The organism is Bradyrhizobium sp. Bra78 (assembly GCF_024519855.1).
Lineage (GTDB): Bacteria > Pseudomonadota > Alphaproteobacteria > Rhizobiales > Xanthobacteraceae > Bradyrhizobium > Bradyrhizobium japonicum_G.
In genome coordinates this window covers 1-17,372 of the sequence record NZ_JALJRE010000015.1, presented here as the reverse complement: position 1 = coordinate 17,372, position 17,372 = coordinate 1, and the positions used below count along the sequence as shown (strand labels likewise).

At 63.5% G+C, this 17,372-nt stretch carries 18 protein-coding genes and 1 pseudogene; 7 read left to right on the top strand and 12 right to left on the bottom strand.

The annotated features are described in order from the left end of the window. Nucleotides 1–159: 159 nt before the first annotated feature. The gene (locus OC450_RS28045) at nucleotides 160–1,380 is read right to left on the bottom strand and encodes an NAD(P)/FAD-dependent oxidoreductase (RefSeq protein WP_262049054.1); all 1,221 of its coding nucleotides are present in this window, start codon (nucleotides 1,378–1,380) and stop codon (nucleotides 160–162) included. A 140-nt stretch (nucleotides 1,381–1,520) separates the two neighbouring features. Continuing rightward, on the bottom strand, nucleotides 1,521–2,480 hold the full coding sequence (locus OC450_RS28040; RefSeq protein ID WP_262049053.1) for a helix-turn-helix transcriptional regulator: 960 nt from the start codon (nucleotides 2,478–2,480) through the stop codon (nucleotides 1,521–1,523). A gap of 997 nt (nucleotides 2,481–3,477) precedes the next feature. On the opposite strand from OC450_RS28040, the gene OC450_RS28035 reads away from it, so the two are divergent. The 3 genes from OC450_RS28035 to OC450_RS28025 all read left to right on the top strand — a co-directional run bounded on the left by OC450_RS28035 (nucleotide 3,478) and on the right by OC450_RS28025 (nucleotide 6,165). Continuing rightward, nucleotides 3,478–3,825: a hypothetical protein gene (locus OC450_RS28035; RefSeq protein WP_262049052.1), complete on the top strand. Its 348-nt coding sequence runs from the start codon at nucleotides 3,478–3,480 to the stop codon at nucleotides 3,823–3,825. Between the two features lie 64 nt (nucleotides 3,826–3,889). Beyond that, nucleotides 3,890–4,018, top strand: a complete 129-nt coding sequence (locus OC450_RS28030; protein WP_262049051.1) for a hypothetical protein — start codon at nucleotides 3,890–3,892, stop codon at nucleotides 4,016–4,018. A gap of 305 nt (nucleotides 4,019–4,323) precedes the next feature. Beyond that, nucleotides 4,324–6,165: a caspase family protein gene (locus OC450_RS28025; protein WP_262049050.1), complete on the top strand. Its 1,842-nt coding sequence runs from the start codon at nucleotides 4,324–4,326 to the stop codon at nucleotides 6,163–6,165. A gap of 214 nt (nucleotides 6,166–6,379) precedes the next feature. On the opposite strand, the gene OC450_RS28020 is transcribed toward OC450_RS28025, so the two are convergent. The 6 genes from OC450_RS28020 to fliI all read right to left on the bottom strand — a co-directional run bounded on the left by OC450_RS28020 (nucleotide 6,380) and on the right by fliI (nucleotide 11,232). After that, a complete protein-coding gene (locus OC450_RS28020) occupies nucleotides 6,380–6,613 on the bottom strand; it encodes a hypothetical protein (protein ID WP_211381731.1) in 234 nt (77 codons plus the stop codon). Nucleotides 6,614–6,646: 33 nt separating this feature from the next. Then, nucleotides 6,647–6,895, bottom strand: a complete 249-nt coding sequence (locus tag OC450_RS28015; RefSeq protein ID WP_256809112.1) for a hypothetical protein — start codon at nucleotides 6,893–6,895, stop codon at nucleotides 6,647–6,649. A 626-nt stretch (nucleotides 6,896–7,521) separates the two neighbouring features. Beyond that, nucleotides 7,522–8,595: an anti-sigma factor domain-containing protein gene (locus tag OC450_RS28010; RefSeq protein ID WP_211381730.1), complete on the bottom strand. Its 1,074-nt coding sequence runs from the start codon at nucleotides 8,593–8,595 to the stop codon at nucleotides 7,522–7,524. 37 nt (nucleotides 8,596–8,632) lie between these two features. Beyond that, nucleotides 8,633–9,178, bottom strand: coding sequence for a sigma-70 family RNA polymerase sigma factor (locus OC450_RS28005; RefSeq protein WP_211381729.1), 546 nt, complete (start codon nucleotides 9,176–9,178; stop codon nucleotides 8,633–8,635). A gap of 187 nt (nucleotides 9,179–9,365) precedes the next feature. After that, a complete protein-coding gene (gene fliJ, locus OC450_RS28000) occupies nucleotides 9,366–9,785 on the bottom strand; it encodes a flagellar export protein FliJ (protein WP_129271398.1) in 420 nt (139 codons plus the stop codon). 121 nt (nucleotides 9,786–9,906) lie between these two features. After that, a complete protein-coding gene (fliI, locus tag OC450_RS27995) occupies nucleotides 9,907–11,232 on the bottom strand; it encodes a flagellar protein export ATPase FliI (RefSeq protein ID WP_211381728.1) in 1,326 nt (441 codons plus the stop codon). 441 nt (nucleotides 11,233–11,673) lie between these two features. On the opposite strand from fliI, the gene ctrA reads away from it, so the two are divergent. From ctrA to OC450_RS27975, 4 genes are all read left to right on the top strand, one after another. After that, nucleotides 11,674–12,375, top strand: coding sequence for a response regulator transcription factor CtrA (gene ctrA / locus OC450_RS27990; protein ID WP_015688285.1), 702 nt, complete (start codon nucleotides 11,674–11,676; stop codon nucleotides 12,373–12,375). A gap of 169 nt (nucleotides 12,376–12,544) precedes the next feature. Then, the gene (locus tag OC450_RS27985) at nucleotides 12,545–12,949 is read left to right on the top strand and encodes a DUF350 domain-containing protein (RefSeq protein WP_211381727.1); all 405 of its coding nucleotides are present in this window, start codon (nucleotides 12,545–12,547) and stop codon (nucleotides 12,947–12,949) included. Between the two features lies 1 nt (nucleotide 12,950). Continuing rightward, a complete protein-coding gene (locus tag OC450_RS27980) occupies nucleotides 12,951–13,385 on the top strand; it encodes a hypothetical protein (RefSeq protein WP_262049049.1) in 435 nt (144 codons plus the stop codon). 3 nt (nucleotides 13,386–13,388) lie between these two features. Next, entirely contained in the window at nucleotides 13,389–14,549 is a 1,161-nt protein-coding gene (locus OC450_RS27975) for a glutathionylspermidine synthase family protein (protein ID WP_256809109.1), read from the top strand. 163 nt (nucleotides 14,550–14,712) lie between these two features. Here OC450_RS27975 and OC450_RS27970 read toward each other — a convergent pair whose 3' ends face one another. The 4 genes and pseudogenes from OC450_RS27970 to OC450_RS27955 form a co-directional block, all read right to left on the bottom strand. After that, the gene (locus tag OC450_RS27970; protein WP_211381724.1) at nucleotides 14,713–15,585 is read right to left on the bottom strand and encodes a CheR family methyltransferase; all 873 of its coding nucleotides are present in this window, start codon (nucleotides 15,583–15,585) and stop codon (nucleotides 14,713–14,715) included. Further along, nucleotides 15,582–16,781: a chemotaxis response regulator protein-glutamate methylesterase gene (locus OC450_RS27965; RefSeq protein WP_211381723.1), complete on the bottom strand. Its 1,200-nt coding sequence runs from the start codon at nucleotides 16,779–16,781 to the stop codon at nucleotides 15,582–15,584. The genes OC450_RS27970 and OC450_RS27965 overlap by 4 nt, the downstream gene beginning before the upstream one ends. A gap of 74 nt (nucleotides 16,782–16,855) precedes the next feature. Further along, a complete protein-coding gene (locus tag OC450_RS27960) occupies nucleotides 16,856–17,221 on the bottom strand; it encodes a PleD family two-component system response regulator (RefSeq protein ID WP_007600538.1) in 366 nt (121 codons plus the stop codon). A 72-nt stretch (nucleotides 17,222–17,293) separates the two neighbouring features. Beyond that, nucleotides 17,294–17,372: pseudogene (locus OC450_RS27955) on the bottom strand (chemotaxis protein CheW); the annotation flags it as partial.

The following is a 17,372-nucleotide window of genomic DNA, read 5'->3' as shown; positions in this document are numbered from 1 at the left end:
TTTATCAGCCCCCCAAAGTCGCCACGTGGATATGTAGACGACCCCAACCCCAAGTCGACTACAGAAAGCGCCCGCCCCCCACGGGCGCTTTCTCATGTCTGGGGTCCGTCATCGCGACGGAGTGGGGCGAACTGCCGTCAATCCTCCAACGAGCATCCGCTACCGCGCCCCATAGGTCGGCGGCGGCGCCTGCACGGTCGGAGCTGCCGCAGCGAACAGCTCCTCCTTGCGTCCCGAGAGCGGCGGATAGATGCGTTTTCGGTTGATGGTCTGCTTGGTCGCCTTCGCGGCCGCGCCGGTGGTGCGGACTTCGCGGTCCCACCCTTCCGTATAGAGCGCGCCCCAGCCACCGAGATCGAGCACGGTCACATACCAATCGATCCGCAGCGGGAGCAGCGGCAGGCCTGCGAGATCGGCCACCACATTGTGCCCGGCGAAACGGCCCATCGGGCGGGCGAACTGGCAGGACATCACGGTCGGATGCAAGCCGTCGACCACGCTCGAGGCAACGTCGCCGGCCGCAAACACACCGTCGGCATCCGCAACCCGCATGAAGGGATCGACGAGAAGACGCCCGAGGCGGTCGCGTGCACCCGGAAAGCTCGCCGCCAAGGGGCTCGCGCGCATCCCGGCACACCAGATCACCGTCTGCGCCGGAATGAACTCGCCAGAGCTCAGGCGCAGGCCGCCGGCCTCGACGGATGCGACGCGCACGCCGAGCCGCGTCTCGACGTCGAGCGAGGCCAATGCCGTCTCGATGACCGGACGCGCATGCGCGCCGATGCTGGCGCCGACCACAGGATTGGGATCGACCAGGATGATGCGTCGGCTGCCATTGATGCCGGCGCGCGCCAGCCTGTCGGGCATCTCGGCCGCGACCTCGATGCCGGTGAAGCCGGCGCCGACCACAACGACCGTCGCGCGCCCCGGCGCGGGCGCGCTGCGTCCAAGCGAAGTCAGATGATCCTCGAGTCGGAGCGCCGCGGCATAGGTGTCGACGTCGAAAGCATGCTCGACAAGGCCGGGAACGTCGGGACGCATCACTTCGCTGCCGAGCGCCAGCACCAGCCGGTCATAGGCCAGCGTCTCATCGCCGCCGCCGGTGACCAGCGAGATCTCGCGCCGGACGGGATCGATGGCTTCGACCTCGCCGATCCCGTGACTGACGCCGATCGGATCCAGCAGTTGCGGCAGCGGAAGCGCGACCTCGCTGAGGTCGACCTCGTAATTGCGGACGCGGATGTTGTGATAGGGATTGCGATCGACGAGGCGGATCTCGATGTCACTGCCGGCCGCACCGATCTCGTCGCGCTTGCGCGCGGCACCGATGGCCGCCCACAGACCCGCAAATCCGGCGCCGAGCACGACGATACGCGCCATGTCCGTGACTGCATTCCCAAGAGAGTGACAAGGAAGCGACGAGCGATCGAGGCGTCCGACCGCGCAGACAGATATAGCTCATCCGGCCGGGCGGACCAACTGTCGCGGTACCGGCCGGCAGCACAAATTCTCGGTGCGGCTCAGGCCTCGCGCAGTTCCGACGGCGTCGCGCCAAAGCGCTTGCGGAAGGCGCGGTTGAAATAGGACAGGTCGGAGAAGCCCGATGAGTGTGCGATGTCGCTGATCTTGCGCGTCCTGGCGCGGGGGTCGCCGAGCAGCTTGCGCGCCTGCAGCAGGCGCTGCTCCAGCACGAATTCGGTGAAGGTGGTTCCGGCCTGCTCGAACAGGCGTTGAGCCTGGCGCGGGCTCAAGCCGGAGCGCGTCGCGATCTCGGACAGGCAGAGATCATTGCGGCCGAGAGCGGCCATCACGTCGGCGCGCATGAGATCGAGACGGGCCGCCGCATGACCTCGCCCGCGCGCGAGGCTTGCATGCTCCGCATCGGTGCCGAGCAAAAGACCGACGAGATCGACCATGTGCTGCGCCGTGAGGCGCTGGCCCACGGCGTCGAGATGCGGCGCATGATGGGCGGCAAGGGCATGGTAGCGGAAGATCGTCTCGGCGATTGCACCGTCGGAGAGCACTTGCGACAGCTTGTCCTCGGCACGCGGGTTGATGTCGAGCAGCGCCCGGCGCGGCATGCGGATGGTGGTGAAGCGATCCTCGTCGGTATGGCCGACCGTGCCGGTGATGGCCATGTCGACGAGCACCATCTGCGCCGGCGCAAGCTCGACGGTATGGCCGTTCTGCCCGACCCGGACGAGGCCCGCATGGCCAGCGATCAGGACGAGGTCGTCGCTGCCGTCGGCAAGATGGCTCTGGGTGCGTGAATATTGCGCGGAGGCGCCTTCGGGAATGGCCAGCGCGATGTTGTCGACCACGCTGATCTGGAGCCGGCAATCTATGCTGTCGCCACGGCTCGGCCCGATGTCCAGGCCGCAGGAACCGAAAGCCCGTTCGCGCCAATGCTCAAAGGCCGGACCCATCGGCAGGCCCGCATATTGGTGAACGAAGATGCCCGGCGTTCTCGCTGCATCCATCTGATTTCTCGCCCCTCTCCGGCACCATGATCGGCGGTGTCGACTGCAAATTCCGGGCATTTGACGCCGCGAAACGCGGAGAGGTTCAAATCGGGGACGGATTTGGCGGGACTTGTCGGATCACGACGACCGGATGGACCGGGGCGACAGAGCGATGCGCAGGCTGCGCTCCCTCCCCTCCTCGCTGGGCCCTTCTGCAAAAAATGAAAAACAACCCCATGCACAGTAGAGACGCGGCTGCCGGGCGGCACACGATGCAGTCGGTCAAGCCATTGCGGCGTCGGGCAAATCAGCGGCAGACCGGCAAGGAGCGCGGCATCTGCGGCGCGGCTTCGCTTTCGCAGCCGGACACGCCGTCAGCCGGGCGCGATTCAAGGCCCGCACGAATTCGTATTTTACGAACACCATTTGACGCGTCGGGCAAAACAGTGGCACTATGCCATGCTAGCCCGTTTCGGAAATCGCGACCGGCTGGTCGCCATACGCGGCGCGCGAACGTCCCGCTGTCCCGAAAATCCAATGGAGGGGCGATCTTCGTTCGATGCTCGTCAAACATCAGCAGAACCGTTCCAGCACGTTCTCGCCTTGGATTTGAGCGCCGTCGGAAAGTGACGGTTCTCTCCTCGTCCTGCACAGGTCATCCTCGAAATGCCTGTCTCGGCAAATTACCGTGTCTCACTTCAGGGGTGCAGCCCAGCACTGTCACCGTAATCACCTAGACTGACTGAATCACTGATCCCTCTGCGTCGCAACAGCCGCCTTTCTCAACAGAATCGGTCAAAATGCGAAGAACTCAAACTGAGCCAATCTAGTCCGCCGTGCCTTAATAAGCGGACCTCAACGAGGTGCGCCGACACTTCGCTGATGGGCCAAAAGCGGACATTCACCATGTTAAGGCTTTCGCTGAGCCGACTGCCTTTTGATCGCGTTAAATCAGCCACCTCGGTATTGTTACCGCTAGGGTTGCATTGCAATAGCCCGGCGGGTAAGCAGAACGATGGGCCTCAAACCTGCTTTCATGCGCGATGTTCCGGCTGATGTTCCTTCGATGAGGAAGGTACTTGGTCCGAAGCTAGGCAAGCAATACGCTGCAAATCCTAATCTGGCGAGATACGCGTTCGTCCTCAAATTCCCGGATGGTGTTGTCACCGGACGCGCGGTTGCACATGCTTTAGGAAAAATACCAACTCCGCGGGGCCCGACCTTGCTCGCAGGTCAACACTTTACGGTAGAAGCAATGGGGCTCGCCAAGGCGGCAGGCTGTGAAGTGATTGCCGTTCACGAGTTCTTTTGGACCGACGCAGCATACGCCGACAGATTTAGCGACCGACCGCTAAAGCGCTAGAGGATGCGATGGCCTCACCCCGGTGTTTTGCGATTGCCAACCCATGCCGATCGGAGAAGCTGGAATGGTTCTCGGCGAGATCGCTTTGCTTACCATCATTGTCGTCGGCTTTGTCCAAGGCGACAGCATTAAGCCCGATGACACCCCAGAGAAGTTTCCCGGTGGGGGTCCTGGCGGCGATTTTTCGAACTAAGCCTTGAGACAAACGTCGAGCGAAGTCAGCTTTGGGTCACAGGCCGACTTCCGAACCGACTTGAGCCTAGGTCGGCTTATCTCCTGAAGCCAGACATAGCGGCCCTGTCAACGAACGGCGGCAACGGGCCAGAAGCGGAAGTCGGCCTAAGGCAGAATGAAAGTCCGCCAGATGAGGCCTAGTTCATCTTACGAGCCGTAGTTTGATGAGGTGGTCCAAAAGGCCCCGGCCCCTCAGAGACATCGCAGAGTTCCACTTGCATTCTCCCAAGCTGCGAATACCCTGCGCAAATATTCGGGGCTTCCATGCGCGCACTTGGCTGGTTCTTCTTAATCCTTTTGCTTTCCTTGACGATAGGTCCGACGCACGCCGAACGCCGGGTCGCGCTGGTGATAGGCAATTCCGCCTATAAGAGCGTGCCGAAGCTGGCGAATCCTGTGAATGACGCCGCCCTGGTTGGCGGCATGTTCAAGAAAGCTGGGTTCGATTTCGTCGAGATCAGGACTGATCTCAACATTGCCGAGACGCGGAAGACGCTGAGGGAATTTGGCCTTCGGAGCCGGGATGCCGACATCGCCGTTGTTTATTATGCGGGGCACGGGATCGAGGTCGATGGCATCAACTATTTAGTTCCAACTGATGCTGCGCTGGAAGTCGATACGGACGTATACGACGAGGCACTTCCGCTCGACCGTATTCTCGCGACGATCGAACCGGCCAAGCAGCTTCGCCTTGTCATTCTCGATGCCTGTCGTGACAACCCGTTCGCGGGATCGATGAAACGTACCGTGGCCAGCCGTTCGATTGGTCGCGGTCTTGCTAAAGTCGAGCCTTCAAGCCCGAACACGATGATCGCCTTTGCGGCAAAGGCCGGCTCGACAGCGTCAGACGGCGCCTCGAAGAACAGCCCATTTGCAACGGCCGTGGTGGAGCGTTTGCCAAAGCCCGGGCTCGACCTCCGTAAAGCCTTTGGCTTCGTCCGCGACGATGTTCTCAAGAGCACGGATTATCGCCAAGAGCCCTACGTCTACGGTTCTCTCGGTGGCGAAGATCTGCCGCTGGTCCCGGCCGCTCCGGCTATGGGACCGCAAGCCGATCCGCAAGAGGCCGTCCGCCGCAACTACGAACTTGCGCTACAACTCGGTACCCGCGATGGCTGGACCGTATTCCTTGCGCAGTATCCCGATGGGTTTTACGCCGGTCTCGCAAAGGGTCAGCTCAACAAGATCGCGGCGGAAGAGGCGCGAGCTGCTGCAGCAGACAAAGCGCGACAGGCCGAGGAGGAGAAGGCACGTCTCGCTGCTGATCGCGCCAACAGGGCTGAACAGGAGAAGGCAGCGGCGGCCGCGAAAGCTGCCGAGAACACCCGGCTTGCGGCAGAAAAGGCCAAGAGGGCGGAAGAGACGAAGGCAGCAGAAGCCGAGCAGCGGCGCAAGGATGCAGAGGCAGCCGTTTACAAAGCGCTTGCCGAAAAGCAGGCCGCCGAGGCCGCGCTTGCTGATAGGATTGCCAAGGAAAAGGCTGCAGCCGAGCTTACGACGCAGCCGGCCACCAGGGTAACCAACGACAAGAACGACGACCTGAAGGTCGCGGATCTCCCGCCGACGCCGCCGCAGCCATCTCTCTCGCCCCAAGAGACGATCAAGCTGGTTCAGTCTGAGTTGCACCGCGTGGGCTGTCTGACAAACGCAAGTGACGGTGACTGGAACACCGCCTCACAGCGCTCCTTGACGCTGTTCAACAAATTTGCCGGGACGAAATTCGACACCAAGCTTGCCAGCTTCGAAGTACTCGATGCCATCAAAGGCAAGCCCGGTCGGGTTTGTCCACTTGCCTGCGAGCGCGGCTTCAGGGCCGATGGCGAAAGCTGTGTCAGGATCACGTGCCGGTCTGGCTATCACATCAATAGCGACAACGAATGTGAAAAAGGCCAAGACAAGAAACCTGTCGCGGCGCGTGAATCGCCGAAGGCAGTAGACGACGAGCGCAAGCAGGTCGAATCAGTGCCTCCGAAGCAACAAGCGAGATCAAGTGGCCAGATGATCTGCTCGAGTGCCGGTTGCCGGCCCGTCAAGCCCGGATGTCACGTCGAGCAGCGGAAGTATTACAGCACATCCATAAGCGCAGCCACAGAAGTGTGCAACTGACATAGTTGTTGCAGTCCCCGGCCGATGGCCGCAGTTAGAACTTGAGCCCCGTCTCGAAGGATGGTCGGCGGAGCAGCTAACGTCTGAAACGGGTCAAAGTGAGAAGTCCGGGCGCTCAACCGGCAGGTCGGCTTTACCCCCAACTAAGGACATGGTCTTGCCGCCACGCAAACTGACGCTTTGGGCCAGAACCGGACATCGGCGCGAAGTTCATTTACGTCTTTGTAGTGACGAACCCTTCGCTCCATGCATCCTTGTCGACTTCCATCTTGCTGACTTGGAAACAGTCGGGATAGTCGCGAAAACCCTCAAACTGGAGTTTGCGCCTTCTTGCGGCTTCCGCTTCGGCAGCGCTGCTGTAGACCCCGATGAGCTTATCGTCAGTCTCGTTTTCATCGACGCCGCCTTCAAGTGGTCGACTATGCCAGAGCAGAAAAACCGAGCCCATTTGGTGTACGATCCTTCCCTTCCTACGACGTTCTCATTGGCTCGAATACGTTCTTGGGTCAAAAAATGCAGCGAGACCGGAGACGACTGCAACAACCGCCAAAAATAGGACAGTGGTAGGATCGATGAACAGATACAAGGCTGCCGCTATTCCGATGATGGTCAGCGCTGGGCCAATGAGCGCAGGGTGCGTCTTAAGCCAGTTGATCACCCTGTGGCGGACCTGAGGGATGTAGGCGGTAGCCGCGAGGAGAGCGACAAGTACAACAAGCCATTTCGGCATGGGACGCAGCACCTCATTTGTCCTACAACCACAATAGCTAAGCACGCTTTCGCCCGCATGAAGAATAGAGTTCAAATTATAGCGACTACCGGCCAATGTCTGTCTTGGGTCAAAATGCGAAGAACTCAACCTGAGCAAATCTTGTCCGCCATGCCTCAACAAGCGGACCTCGTGGAGCGATGCTGCCACTTCGCCGATGGGTCAAAATGCGAAGAACTCGACCTGAGCAAATCCTGTCCGCTATGACTCAATAAGCGGACCTCGTGGAGCAGAGCGGGCCGTTTCTCCGAAGGGGCGCAACAGAAATGCTCTCGGGGACGCATAAGAGTTCAGCTTCTCGCGACTGACGTCTGCCGGCGGCCACTCGAACCACAAGAAGCGTCAAGCTGCGGACTTCACGCGCTTTGGGAATTCGGTGACAGTGCACTAAATTCCTGATCATCCGTCTTCCTCCACGGATGGCCTGGGCCCGCGCTTGAGACTACGTGATCATGGTGGCGGTCACATACCTCCAACTACGGCGAGCGTGCATTGGAGCGGCTGCTCGCCGGTGTGGCCACAGCTCACTCTTGCAACAAGCTCTTGGGGTCATGGGTCCTGGCTTTCGCCAGGCGGACGATGGAAATCTACTTCTTCGCCGGAACCTGCGCCTGCGATGGCGGCACGGTCTCGATCAGCTTGCCGGAAAATACCGGCGCCGAGGTCGGCTGACCATTGGGCGAGCCGCCGGGCTGCTCGACGGTGACCGCGTAGGTGGCGCCGTTGACGACGTCGGCATCGTAGGCGGCGAGCAGCGGACGCGCGGTGAAGTCACTGCTGCCGATCACGCCGAGCGAGCGCGGGCGCGGCAGCTTGTCGGAGATCAGCCAGAGCTCGAAGCTCTTGCCGGGCTCCGGCGTCGCGCCGACCTTGCGCACGGTGAAGTTCCTGGTCGTACCGTCGATGGTGAGGATGAAGGCGGGGCCACCGGCCTGGCCCTGCAACAGCGCGACATATTGCGACGACGCCGCGAGCGGCGCCGGCGTCTTGACCTCGACCGTCTGGATGCGCGGCGCGGGACGCAGGGCCCCAGGCAGCGCATCGGGCAGGAAGATCTGGAGCGACAGCGTCACCAGCAGCGCGGCCGCAAGCGCGCCGACGGCGGATGCGACGGTGCGCCAGCGCTTCACGCGGCCCTCGAGCCGGATCACATTGGTGTTGTCCACGACCGGCGCCGGCGGCGCGCGCGCGACATCAGGATCGGGTGCATGGACCTGCGGCATGAAGACCGGCGCGATGTCGGGAAGCGCATCGGGGTCCGGGCGCGCGGTTTCGGATTGCGCCGCTTCGGATTGCGCGGCTTCGGAAGGCTGCGGCTCCGGTTGCTCCGTGCGGTCCGATGACGCTTCCGGCGGCACGGCTTCGAACGAGAAAGACTCCGGTACGGGTGGCGGCGGCGAGGCTTCGGACAGCGCGGGGGGCTGCTGTGCGAAGCCCGTCCGCGCGAGCTCGGACCTGATGTTCTCCCACACGACCGGACGCGGCTCGATCGTGCCTACCATCTGGTTGAGCACGCCGAGCCGGAATTCCCACGCCTGCACGATCGCGGCGAACTCGGTGTCCACCGCCATCATGATCGCAACCTGCGTGCGCTCGTCGGCATCGAGTGTGCCGAGCGCATATTCCGCAGCAAGCGCGATATGGTCTTCCGTGTAGGCCATCACATGCAGTCCAGAACCACCCTCACAACATCAGCCCTCATAGTCCGAGGCATTCGCGGATATCCAACATGCTGCGCCGCAGCCACGTCTTGACCGTGTTGACGGGCGCCGAAAACTTCTCCGCCAATTGCTCGCGGCTCCAGCCGTTGTAATAGGCGAGAAGCACGAGCCTCTGACGGTCCGGCTCGAGCCGGCCGATACATTCCAGGAGCCGCTTCAACTCTTCCGTCATCTCACGGCGCGCCAGCGGATCGGGACTGTCGGCCGCAACCTCCATCGCCTGAGGCTCTTCCTCGATGGAGGATTCCGTCTTCTTGCGCACGATGTCGATGGCACGGTTGCGCGCGATCGACGCCATCCACGTGATCGGCGACGACAAGGCCGGATTGAACTGGCCAGCGCTGTTCCAGATCTTGACGTAGGCCTCCTGAATGACCTCCTCCGAGAGATCCTGTCTGCGCAAGATACGGAGCACGACGCCATAGAGTTTCGCGCGCGTGGCGACGTAAAGGCGCTCGAACGCGGCCTGATCGCCCTTGGCGACCGCCTCAATCAGCCCGACCAGCTCTGCTGGCGTCAGCATTCAGCCCCCCAACGCGCAGGCCCCGGCGCGTCGTTCCGCGCGGACCCAGGCACTCCGCCACCATAGCGCGCAGCAAAGCCCATCACCAAGGGGCGGGGCGCCACGCTGTGGATAGCAAACGCGAAAACCCGGACCTTGCGGGCCCGGGTTCAGCAGATTCTCGGCGGTTCGACCGCTGACTGCGTTTTTAGGCGACGGCGCCGATGCGGGCGCGCATCAGGCCGATGCTGTCGAGGTCGGCCTGCTCGCGGGCGTTTTCCTCGGCGCGTTCGCGGGCCTGGTCGCGCTCGTCGAGGAGCTCGACCTTCTTCAGTTCCTCGAAGGCTTCCGCCAGCGCACCCTTGGCTTCGTCGAGCTGGCCCTTCAGCTCGTCGGCCGAGCGGGTCAGGTTCTCGCGGCGCTGGATCGCAGCCTTGGCATAGGTCGGATAGGCGAAGTGCGAGGGATCGTTGATCCCGGCACGCTCCTGCTCGGTCGAGATCTCGCGTTCAAGATCGGTCGACATCCGCTGGAAGTCGGCGATCATGGTCTCGATCTGGGTGACCCGGCGGCGCTTCTCGTCGACCTGAAACTTCTTCAGGCGGATGAGGGTATCACGTGACTTCATCGACTCGTACTCCCCAGAAGTCCCTTGGCTGCACGTGGGACGGCACCGGTCTCCCCACGGGCCCGACTGGGGCCAAGACCGGCTCTGCTACTCTGTGGGATCGGATGATGACGGGACAAAGTTAGCGTTCCGTTTCCAAATTGCCGAGGATTTGCGCCAACTGGCGGTAGCCGTCCGCCAGCGACGCATTTTCGTCCTTGCGCTGGCGCAGGAAGGCCTCCAGCGGCTCGTGCAGGCGGATTGCCTCGTCGACCTCGGGGCTGGAGCCGGCCCGGTAGGCGCCCAGACGGATCAATTCCTCCATGTCGGCATAGGTCGCCATCACCGCCCGCGCCTTCTGGATCGTCGGCCAGAACTCCGGGTCGGCCGATTTCGGCATGGTGCGGGAGACGGATTTGAGGATGTTGATGGCGGGGTAGCGGCCGCGCTCGGCGATCGAGCGCTGCATCACGATGTGGCCGTCGAGGATGCCGCGGACGGCATCCGCAATCGGCTCGTTATGGTCGTCGCCGTCGACCAGCACCGTGAAGATCGCGGTGATGGCGCCCTCGCCCAGGCCCGGCCCGGCGCGCTCCAGAAGCTTCGGCAGCTCGGTGAAGACGGTCGGCGTGTAGCCTTTGGCGGTCGGCGGCTCGCCGGCGGACAGGCCGATCTCGCGCTGGGCCATGGCAAAGCGTGTCACCGAGTCCATCAGGCACAGGACGTCCTGCTCCTCGTCGCGAAAATATTCGGCGACCGCAAGCGTCAGATAGGCGGCCTGGCGGCGCATCAGCGCCGGCTCGTCGGAGGTCGCGACCACGACGACGGAACGCGCAAGGCCCTCCTCGCCGAGGTCGTCCTGCAGGAACTCCTGAACCTCGCGGCCGCGTTCGCCGATCAGCCCGATGACGCTGACCGCGGCATCGACGTTGCGCGCGAGCATCGACAGCAGAACCGACTTGCCGACGCCGGAACCCGCGAAGATGCCCATGCGCTGGCCGCGGCAGCAGGTCAGGAACGTGTTCATCGCGCGCACGCCGAGATCGAGCGGCGCGCCGACGCGTTTGCGCGAGTGCGCCGGCGGCGGCGAATTGCGGTACGGCATCGGCGCCGGGCCCTGCGGCAGCGGCCCCTTGCCGTCGATCGGCTCCCCCAGTGCATTGACGACGCGGCCGAGCCAGGCCGCACAGGGCCGCACCTGGTTTGCGGCGTTGGCGATGACCGCCTTGCAGCCGCGCCGCACGCCGTCGAGGCCGGCGAACGGCATGACGACGGCATTGTTGCCGGAGAAGCCGATCACCTCGCAAGGAATGGAGCGGTTGCCGCCGGTCTCGATCACGAGCCGCGCGCCGACCGACATCGCATGGATCGGGCCGGCCACCTCGACCATCAGGCCGCGCACGCCGACCACGCGGCCGTAAATGTTGACGCCGTCGATGTCGCCGATCTGTTCGGCAAGAGCCTTCATAACGGGGCTTTCATAACGGGGCCTTCATCAGGGACGCGGTAAGGAGCGCGCCTTCATCCTTGGGGGCTTCATGGCGAAAACCTTAAGTTTCGCCATATTTCTGAACGGCGCTTAACTTCGTGTTTACCCGCATCGTTAATCATTGCGTCACTGTCTTTGTGACTGAGCGTGACTCCCCTTCAGAAGAAGGCTGAGTCGCGGGAGTCGGTTAGGCCCGTCTCTTAAAGTGGAACTTGAACGGTATCGGGTGACAAAAGCTGCTTCGTACACAGGACCTTAGGGCGATTCGACAAAAATTGCACCGGGGGGACTTGCGTTCCAGAATCAGGATTTGTTAACCATCTGTCGTCAGGATCCGAATCAGTTGTTCAAAGGCGTTTTGTTGAGTGCCGCGAATGCGGCCGACCTGACGCCCAGGAGCGGCGACTATGGGGAACTGGCATGCGCGTTTTGCTGATTGAAGATGACAGCGCCGTCGCGCAGTCGATCGAGTTGATGCTGAAGTCTGAGAGCTTCAACGTCTACACGACCGATTTGGGGGAAGAAGGCGTCGATCTCGGTAAATTATACGATTACGACATTATCCTTCTCGACCTCAACCTGCCCGACATGTCCGGATACGACGTGCTCAAGCAGCTTCGGGTCTCCAAGATCAAGACACCGATTCTGATCCTCTCCGGCCTCGCCGGCATCGAGGACAAGGTCAAGGGTCTCGGCGTCGGCGCCGACGACTACATGACCAAGCCCTTCCACAAGGACGAGCTGGTGGCCCGCATCCACGCGATCGTGCGCCGCTCCAAGGGCCATGCCCAGTCGGTCATCCAGACCGGCGACCTCGTCGTCAACCTCGACACCAAGACGGTCGAAGTCGGCGGCCAGCGCGTGCATCTGACCGGCAAGGAATACCAGATGCTGGAGCTGCTTTCGCTCCGCAAGGGCACCACCCTCACCAAGGAAATGTTCCTCAACCATCTCTATGGCGGCATGGACGAGCCCGAGCTGAAGATCATCGACGTCTTCATCTGCAAGCTGCGCAAGAAGCTCGCCAACGCCTCCGAAGGCCGCAACTTCATCGAGACCGTGTGGGGCCGCGGCTACGTGCTGCGCGAGCCGCACGAGCAGGAAGAACGCATTCCCGCCTGATCCTGGGTTTACCCGCAAGCCCCTCGGGCTTGCTCCTCCCAGCCTGGACCCCGCCGCAAATGGCGGGGTTTTGTTTTTTGGGGGATGCGAACGCGGCTGCATCGCCGTCCCGCCGTTGAACCGCTATCCTTCCCCCGCCGACGAATGGTCGCTGCACGATGGGGGAACCATGATCCTGCAATCACTCGCCGGCCTGCCCGCCTTCCTGGTCTATTTCTGCACCGGGCTGATCGCGATCGTGGCGTACCTGTTCGTCTACACCCGCATCACGCCCTACAACGAATTCCAGCTCATCCGCGACAACGAGCCGGCCGCAGCGATCGCGCTCGGCCTCAGCCTGCTCGGCTTCGTCGCGCCGCTGGTCAGCGCCATCGCGCATTCGGCCAATGTGCTGGATTGCCTGATCTGGGCGATCATCGCGCTGATCGTGCAGATCATCGTGCTCTTTCTCGTGAGGGTGCCGGTGCCGAATCTGCCGGCGCGGATCGCGGCCGGCGAGCTCGCGCCCGCGATCTGGCTCGGGCTGTCTTCGCTCGCCGCGGGACTGCTCAACGCCGCGTGCATGATCTACTGACATGGCCGACAAACCCTCCAAAAAGGAGTTCGGCAAACGCCGGCCGCCGGCCGGGCCGCCGCCTTCGCAACGGCCGGCGAAACGCTCCGGCCACGTCGCATTGCTGGTGATGGGCACGATTGCGGTCGGCACCACCGCCTACACGCTGATGCCGCGGCAGCACTGCGAGCCCGGTCCTGCCGGGGCGCCAGTCCCCGGGGCGATAGCCCCCGGTGCGACGGTCCCGGGCGCGGAAACGCCGGTGCAGGCCAGCACCGCGTGCGGCAGAAGCAGCTCCTCGAGCGGCGGCAGCTCGCGCTGGTCGTCGCGATCGAGCTTCTTCAGCAGCGACTCCTCGTCCCATCCCTCGTCGGGAACGTCGTCCGATTCGGGCTCCGGCAGCGTGAGCCGCGGCGGCTTCGGCTCGTTTGGCCATGGCTTCTCGAGCGGCGGCTGATCCATGCAACGCATCGTCTGCCCCGAGCGCGACGACTGGCGGCAGACCGCCGAGCAATGCGGCTTCGCCTTCCACACCATCGACGGCGAGCGCTACTGGGACGAGCGCGCCTACTATGCTTTCACCCTCGACGAGATCGAGCGCGGCATCGAGACGCCGACCGGCGAGATCGACGCGATGTGCCTGGAGCTTGCCGGCCGCGTGATCGGCGACGAGCGCCACCTGCGGCGCCTGAAGATTCCGGAAGCGTTCTGGAGCCTGATCGCCGAGAGCTGGGAGCGAGACGACCGCAGCCTCTACGGCCGGCTCGACCTGACATTCGACGGCAAGGGCCCGGCAAAGCTGCTCGAATACAACGCGGATACGCCGACCTCGATCTTCGAAGCCGCGGTGTTTCAATGGACCTGGCTCGAGCAGGCGATCGAACGGCGCATCATCCCCGGGCGCGCCGACCAGTACAACTCCATCCACGAGCGGCTGATCGCGGCGTGGAAGGAGATTGCGGCCAGCCGCCACGTCCATCTCACCGGCACCACCGGCAACGAGGAGGACGCCGGCACCCTCGCTTATCTCGAAGACACCGCGCGCCAGGCGGGACTTTCCACCACGCTGCTCGACATCGAGGAGATCGGCTGGCGCAACGAGGCCGGCGGTTTCGTCGATCTCGACGACCGCGACATCGCGCTCGCCTTCAAACTCTATCCCTGGGAATGGATGTTCCACGACGCCTTCGGCGCAAAGCTTGCGAGCGCGCCGACACGTTGGATCGAGCCGCCGTGGAAGGCGGTACTCTCCAACAAGGGCATCCTGCCGCTGCTCTGGGAGATGTTTCCGAACCATCCCAATCTGCTGCCGGCCTTCTTCGAGGACGACGCGCGCGCCGCAGAACTCGGCAGCTCCTACGTCCGCAAGCCGCTGCTGTCGCGCGAAGGCGCCAACGTCACGCTGGTGTCCGGCGGACTCCCGCTCGACGAGCAGGCAGGACCTTACGGCGCCGAAGGATTCGTGCGGCAGGCATTGTCACCGCTGCCGAATTTTTCGGGCTTCTATCCGGTGATCGGAAGCTGGCTGGTGGATCACGAGCCATGCGGGCTGTCGATCCGCGAGGACGAAAGCCCGATCACGGGCAACGGCTCGCGGTTTCTGCCGCATGCGATCCTGTGAGGGTTAGTTTTCTTCCCTTCTCCCCTTTTGGGAGAAGGTGGCGCGAAGCGCCGGATGAGGGGTTCTCTCCACTCGCGAGACCGTTCGTGAGGATGGAGACCCCTCACCCGGCTTCGCTATCGCGAAGCCACCCTCTCCCACAAGGGGAGAGAGTGAAGAATGATCACCTTGCCGCGGCAACCTTGAGCGACGGCGGCATCAGTCCGCCCATCGGGCGGCCGGAGCGCGCGGGGTTGAGCTGATAGAGACCACGCCGCTCGGCGATCGGGCGGAACGCGTCGGTGATGCCGACGACGGATTCGGCGGCGCCAAGCAGCAGCGTGCCGTCGGCTTCCAGGCCCTTCGCCATCCGCTCGAAGATCACCGCCTTGGTGGCCTGGTCGAAATAGATCAGCACGTTGCGGCAGAAGATCACGTCGAACGTGCCGAGATGGGAGAAGTCCTGCAGCAGATTGAGCTGGCGGAACTGCACCATCGCGCGAATGTCGGCATTGAGCTGCCAGGTCTCGCCGGTCTGCGTGAAATACTTCATCAGGTGCTGGATCGGCAGACCGCGCTGCACCTCGAACTGGCTGTAGACGCCGGCCTTGGATTTCTCCAGCACCTCCTGCGACAGATCGGTGGCGACGATCTCGATGCGCCAGCCGGCGAAGGCCGCGCCCATCTCCTTCACGCACATCGCGATCGAATAGGGCTCCTGCCCCGTCGAGGACGCCGCCGACCAGATCCGCAGCGACCTGCGCGCCGCGCGCGCCTGGAGCAGGCCCGGCATGATGGTTTCGCGCAGATGATCGAACGGAATCTTGTCGCGGTAGAAGAAAGTCTCGTTGGTGGTCATCGCTTCGACCACGTCGGTCGCAAGCCGGCCGTCGCCGTTCCTGATCTTCAGCACGAGGTCGGGAATGCCGGGAAGGCTCGCCCTGCGGGCAAGCGGCAGAAGCCGGCTCTCGACCAGATACTGCTTGTCGGCGGAGAGATCGAGGCCGGAACGCTCCTTCAGGAACTTGCGCAGATACTCATAGTCGACCGGTGTCACGAACGGTCTCCCGCGAACAGGCGGTTGACCCTGGCGCCGATCTGGTTGAGCGGCAGGATCGCCGCGCAGATGCCGGCATTGGCCGCCGCGCCCGGCATGCCCCAGACGACGCTGGAGGCTTCGTCCTGCGCGATCACGCTGCCGCCGGCGGCGACGATATCCTTGCCGCCGCGCATGCCGTCCGAGCCCATGCCCGTCAGGATCACGGAGAGGATGGCGCCATGCCAGATGTCGATGGCGGAGGTGAAGAGCGGATCGACCGCGGGCTTGCAGAAATTGACGGCGGGGCCGTCGTCGAGCGCGATCGCCACGTCGGCGCCGCTGCGCACGACGCGCATGTGCTTGCCGCCGGGTGCCAGATAGATCCGCCCCGGCTTCACCGGCTCGCCGTCGACCGCCTCGGCCGCCGGCTTGCGGCTCGATCGCGCCAGGTGTTCGGCAAGAATGGTGGTGAAGGTCGGCGGCATGTGCTGGGTGATCAGAACCGGGACGCGGTCGATCACCGGGCCGAGCTCGGTGACGAGCGCCATCAGCGCCTGCGGACCGCCGGTCGACGAGCCGATCAACAGCACCTTCGGTGCCTGGGTCGAAAACGGACGCGTGGATAGCGGCGAAGACGACGACGGCGCATGCACGGCAGGTGCGGGCGCGGCGGGCCGTGCGACAGCCGGAGCACGCGCGGCCGGTGCAGCAGGGCTGGCAGGCGCCAGCGGCGGGCTCGCAACGGCAGGTTTGCGGCGCAGCCGTGCGCCGAGGTGGCGGATCTTCTGGATCAGGTCGTGGTGGAAGATGTCCGCGGCCGACGCCTCGCGCGTCGATTCCGGCTTCGGAATGTAGTCGGCCGCGCCGAGCGACAGCGCCTTGAAGCTGATCTCCGCGTTACGGCGGGTCAGCGTCGAGGCCATGATGATGACGAGATCGCGCTTCTTCGCCAGGAGCTGCGGCAGCGCCGAGATGCCGTCGAGCTCGGGCATTTCGATGTCGAGCACGGCGACGTCGGGGTTGATGCGTTCGATCTGGTTGACCGCCTCGAGCCCGGTGCGCAGCGAGGCCGCGACCTCCATGTCGTGCTCGGCACCGATCCAGCGCGAGATCAGACCGCGGATGACGACGGAGTCATCGACGATCATCACCCGCAGCGGTCCGGCTTCGCGCGACGAGCCCGGGGTCGAATTACCTGCGAACGCAACACTCATTACTCACCAACTCAGACTGAAACGGTCAGTTGAAAACAAACGCCGAAGGAGCCGTTCAGCCTCCGGGCGGTCGCTCAGATAAGGCCGACTTCCTGGAATTTCGCGGTCACGATGTCCTTGTCGAAGGGCTTCATGATGTACTCGTTGGCGCCGGCATGGAGCGCGCGCGCAATATGCGCGACGTCGTTCTCCGTGGTGCAGAACACGACCTTGGGCTGGTCCCCGCCGGGCATGCGCCGGAGATGGCCGAGGAACTCGTAGCCGTCCATCACCGGCATGTTCCAGTCGAGCAGCACCGCGTCGGGCAGACCGCGCTTGCAGGCCTCCAGCGCCTTCTCACCGTCCTCGGCTTCGAGGATCTGGAAGTCGAGGCCCTCCAGGATCCGGCGCGCAACCTTGCGGATGACGCTGGAATCATCAACGACGAGACAAGTTCGCATGTGAACCTCTGCTTCCCCCCCTTTTGCGGGGGCACTTCCAATTGCAAGTCCGTCGGCAGCGATGCCGCCGTATCAGGCCGCCATCATCTCGGGCGCGAGCTCGAGGACGCGATCGACGTCGAGGACGACCATGAGCTGGCCGTCGAGACGG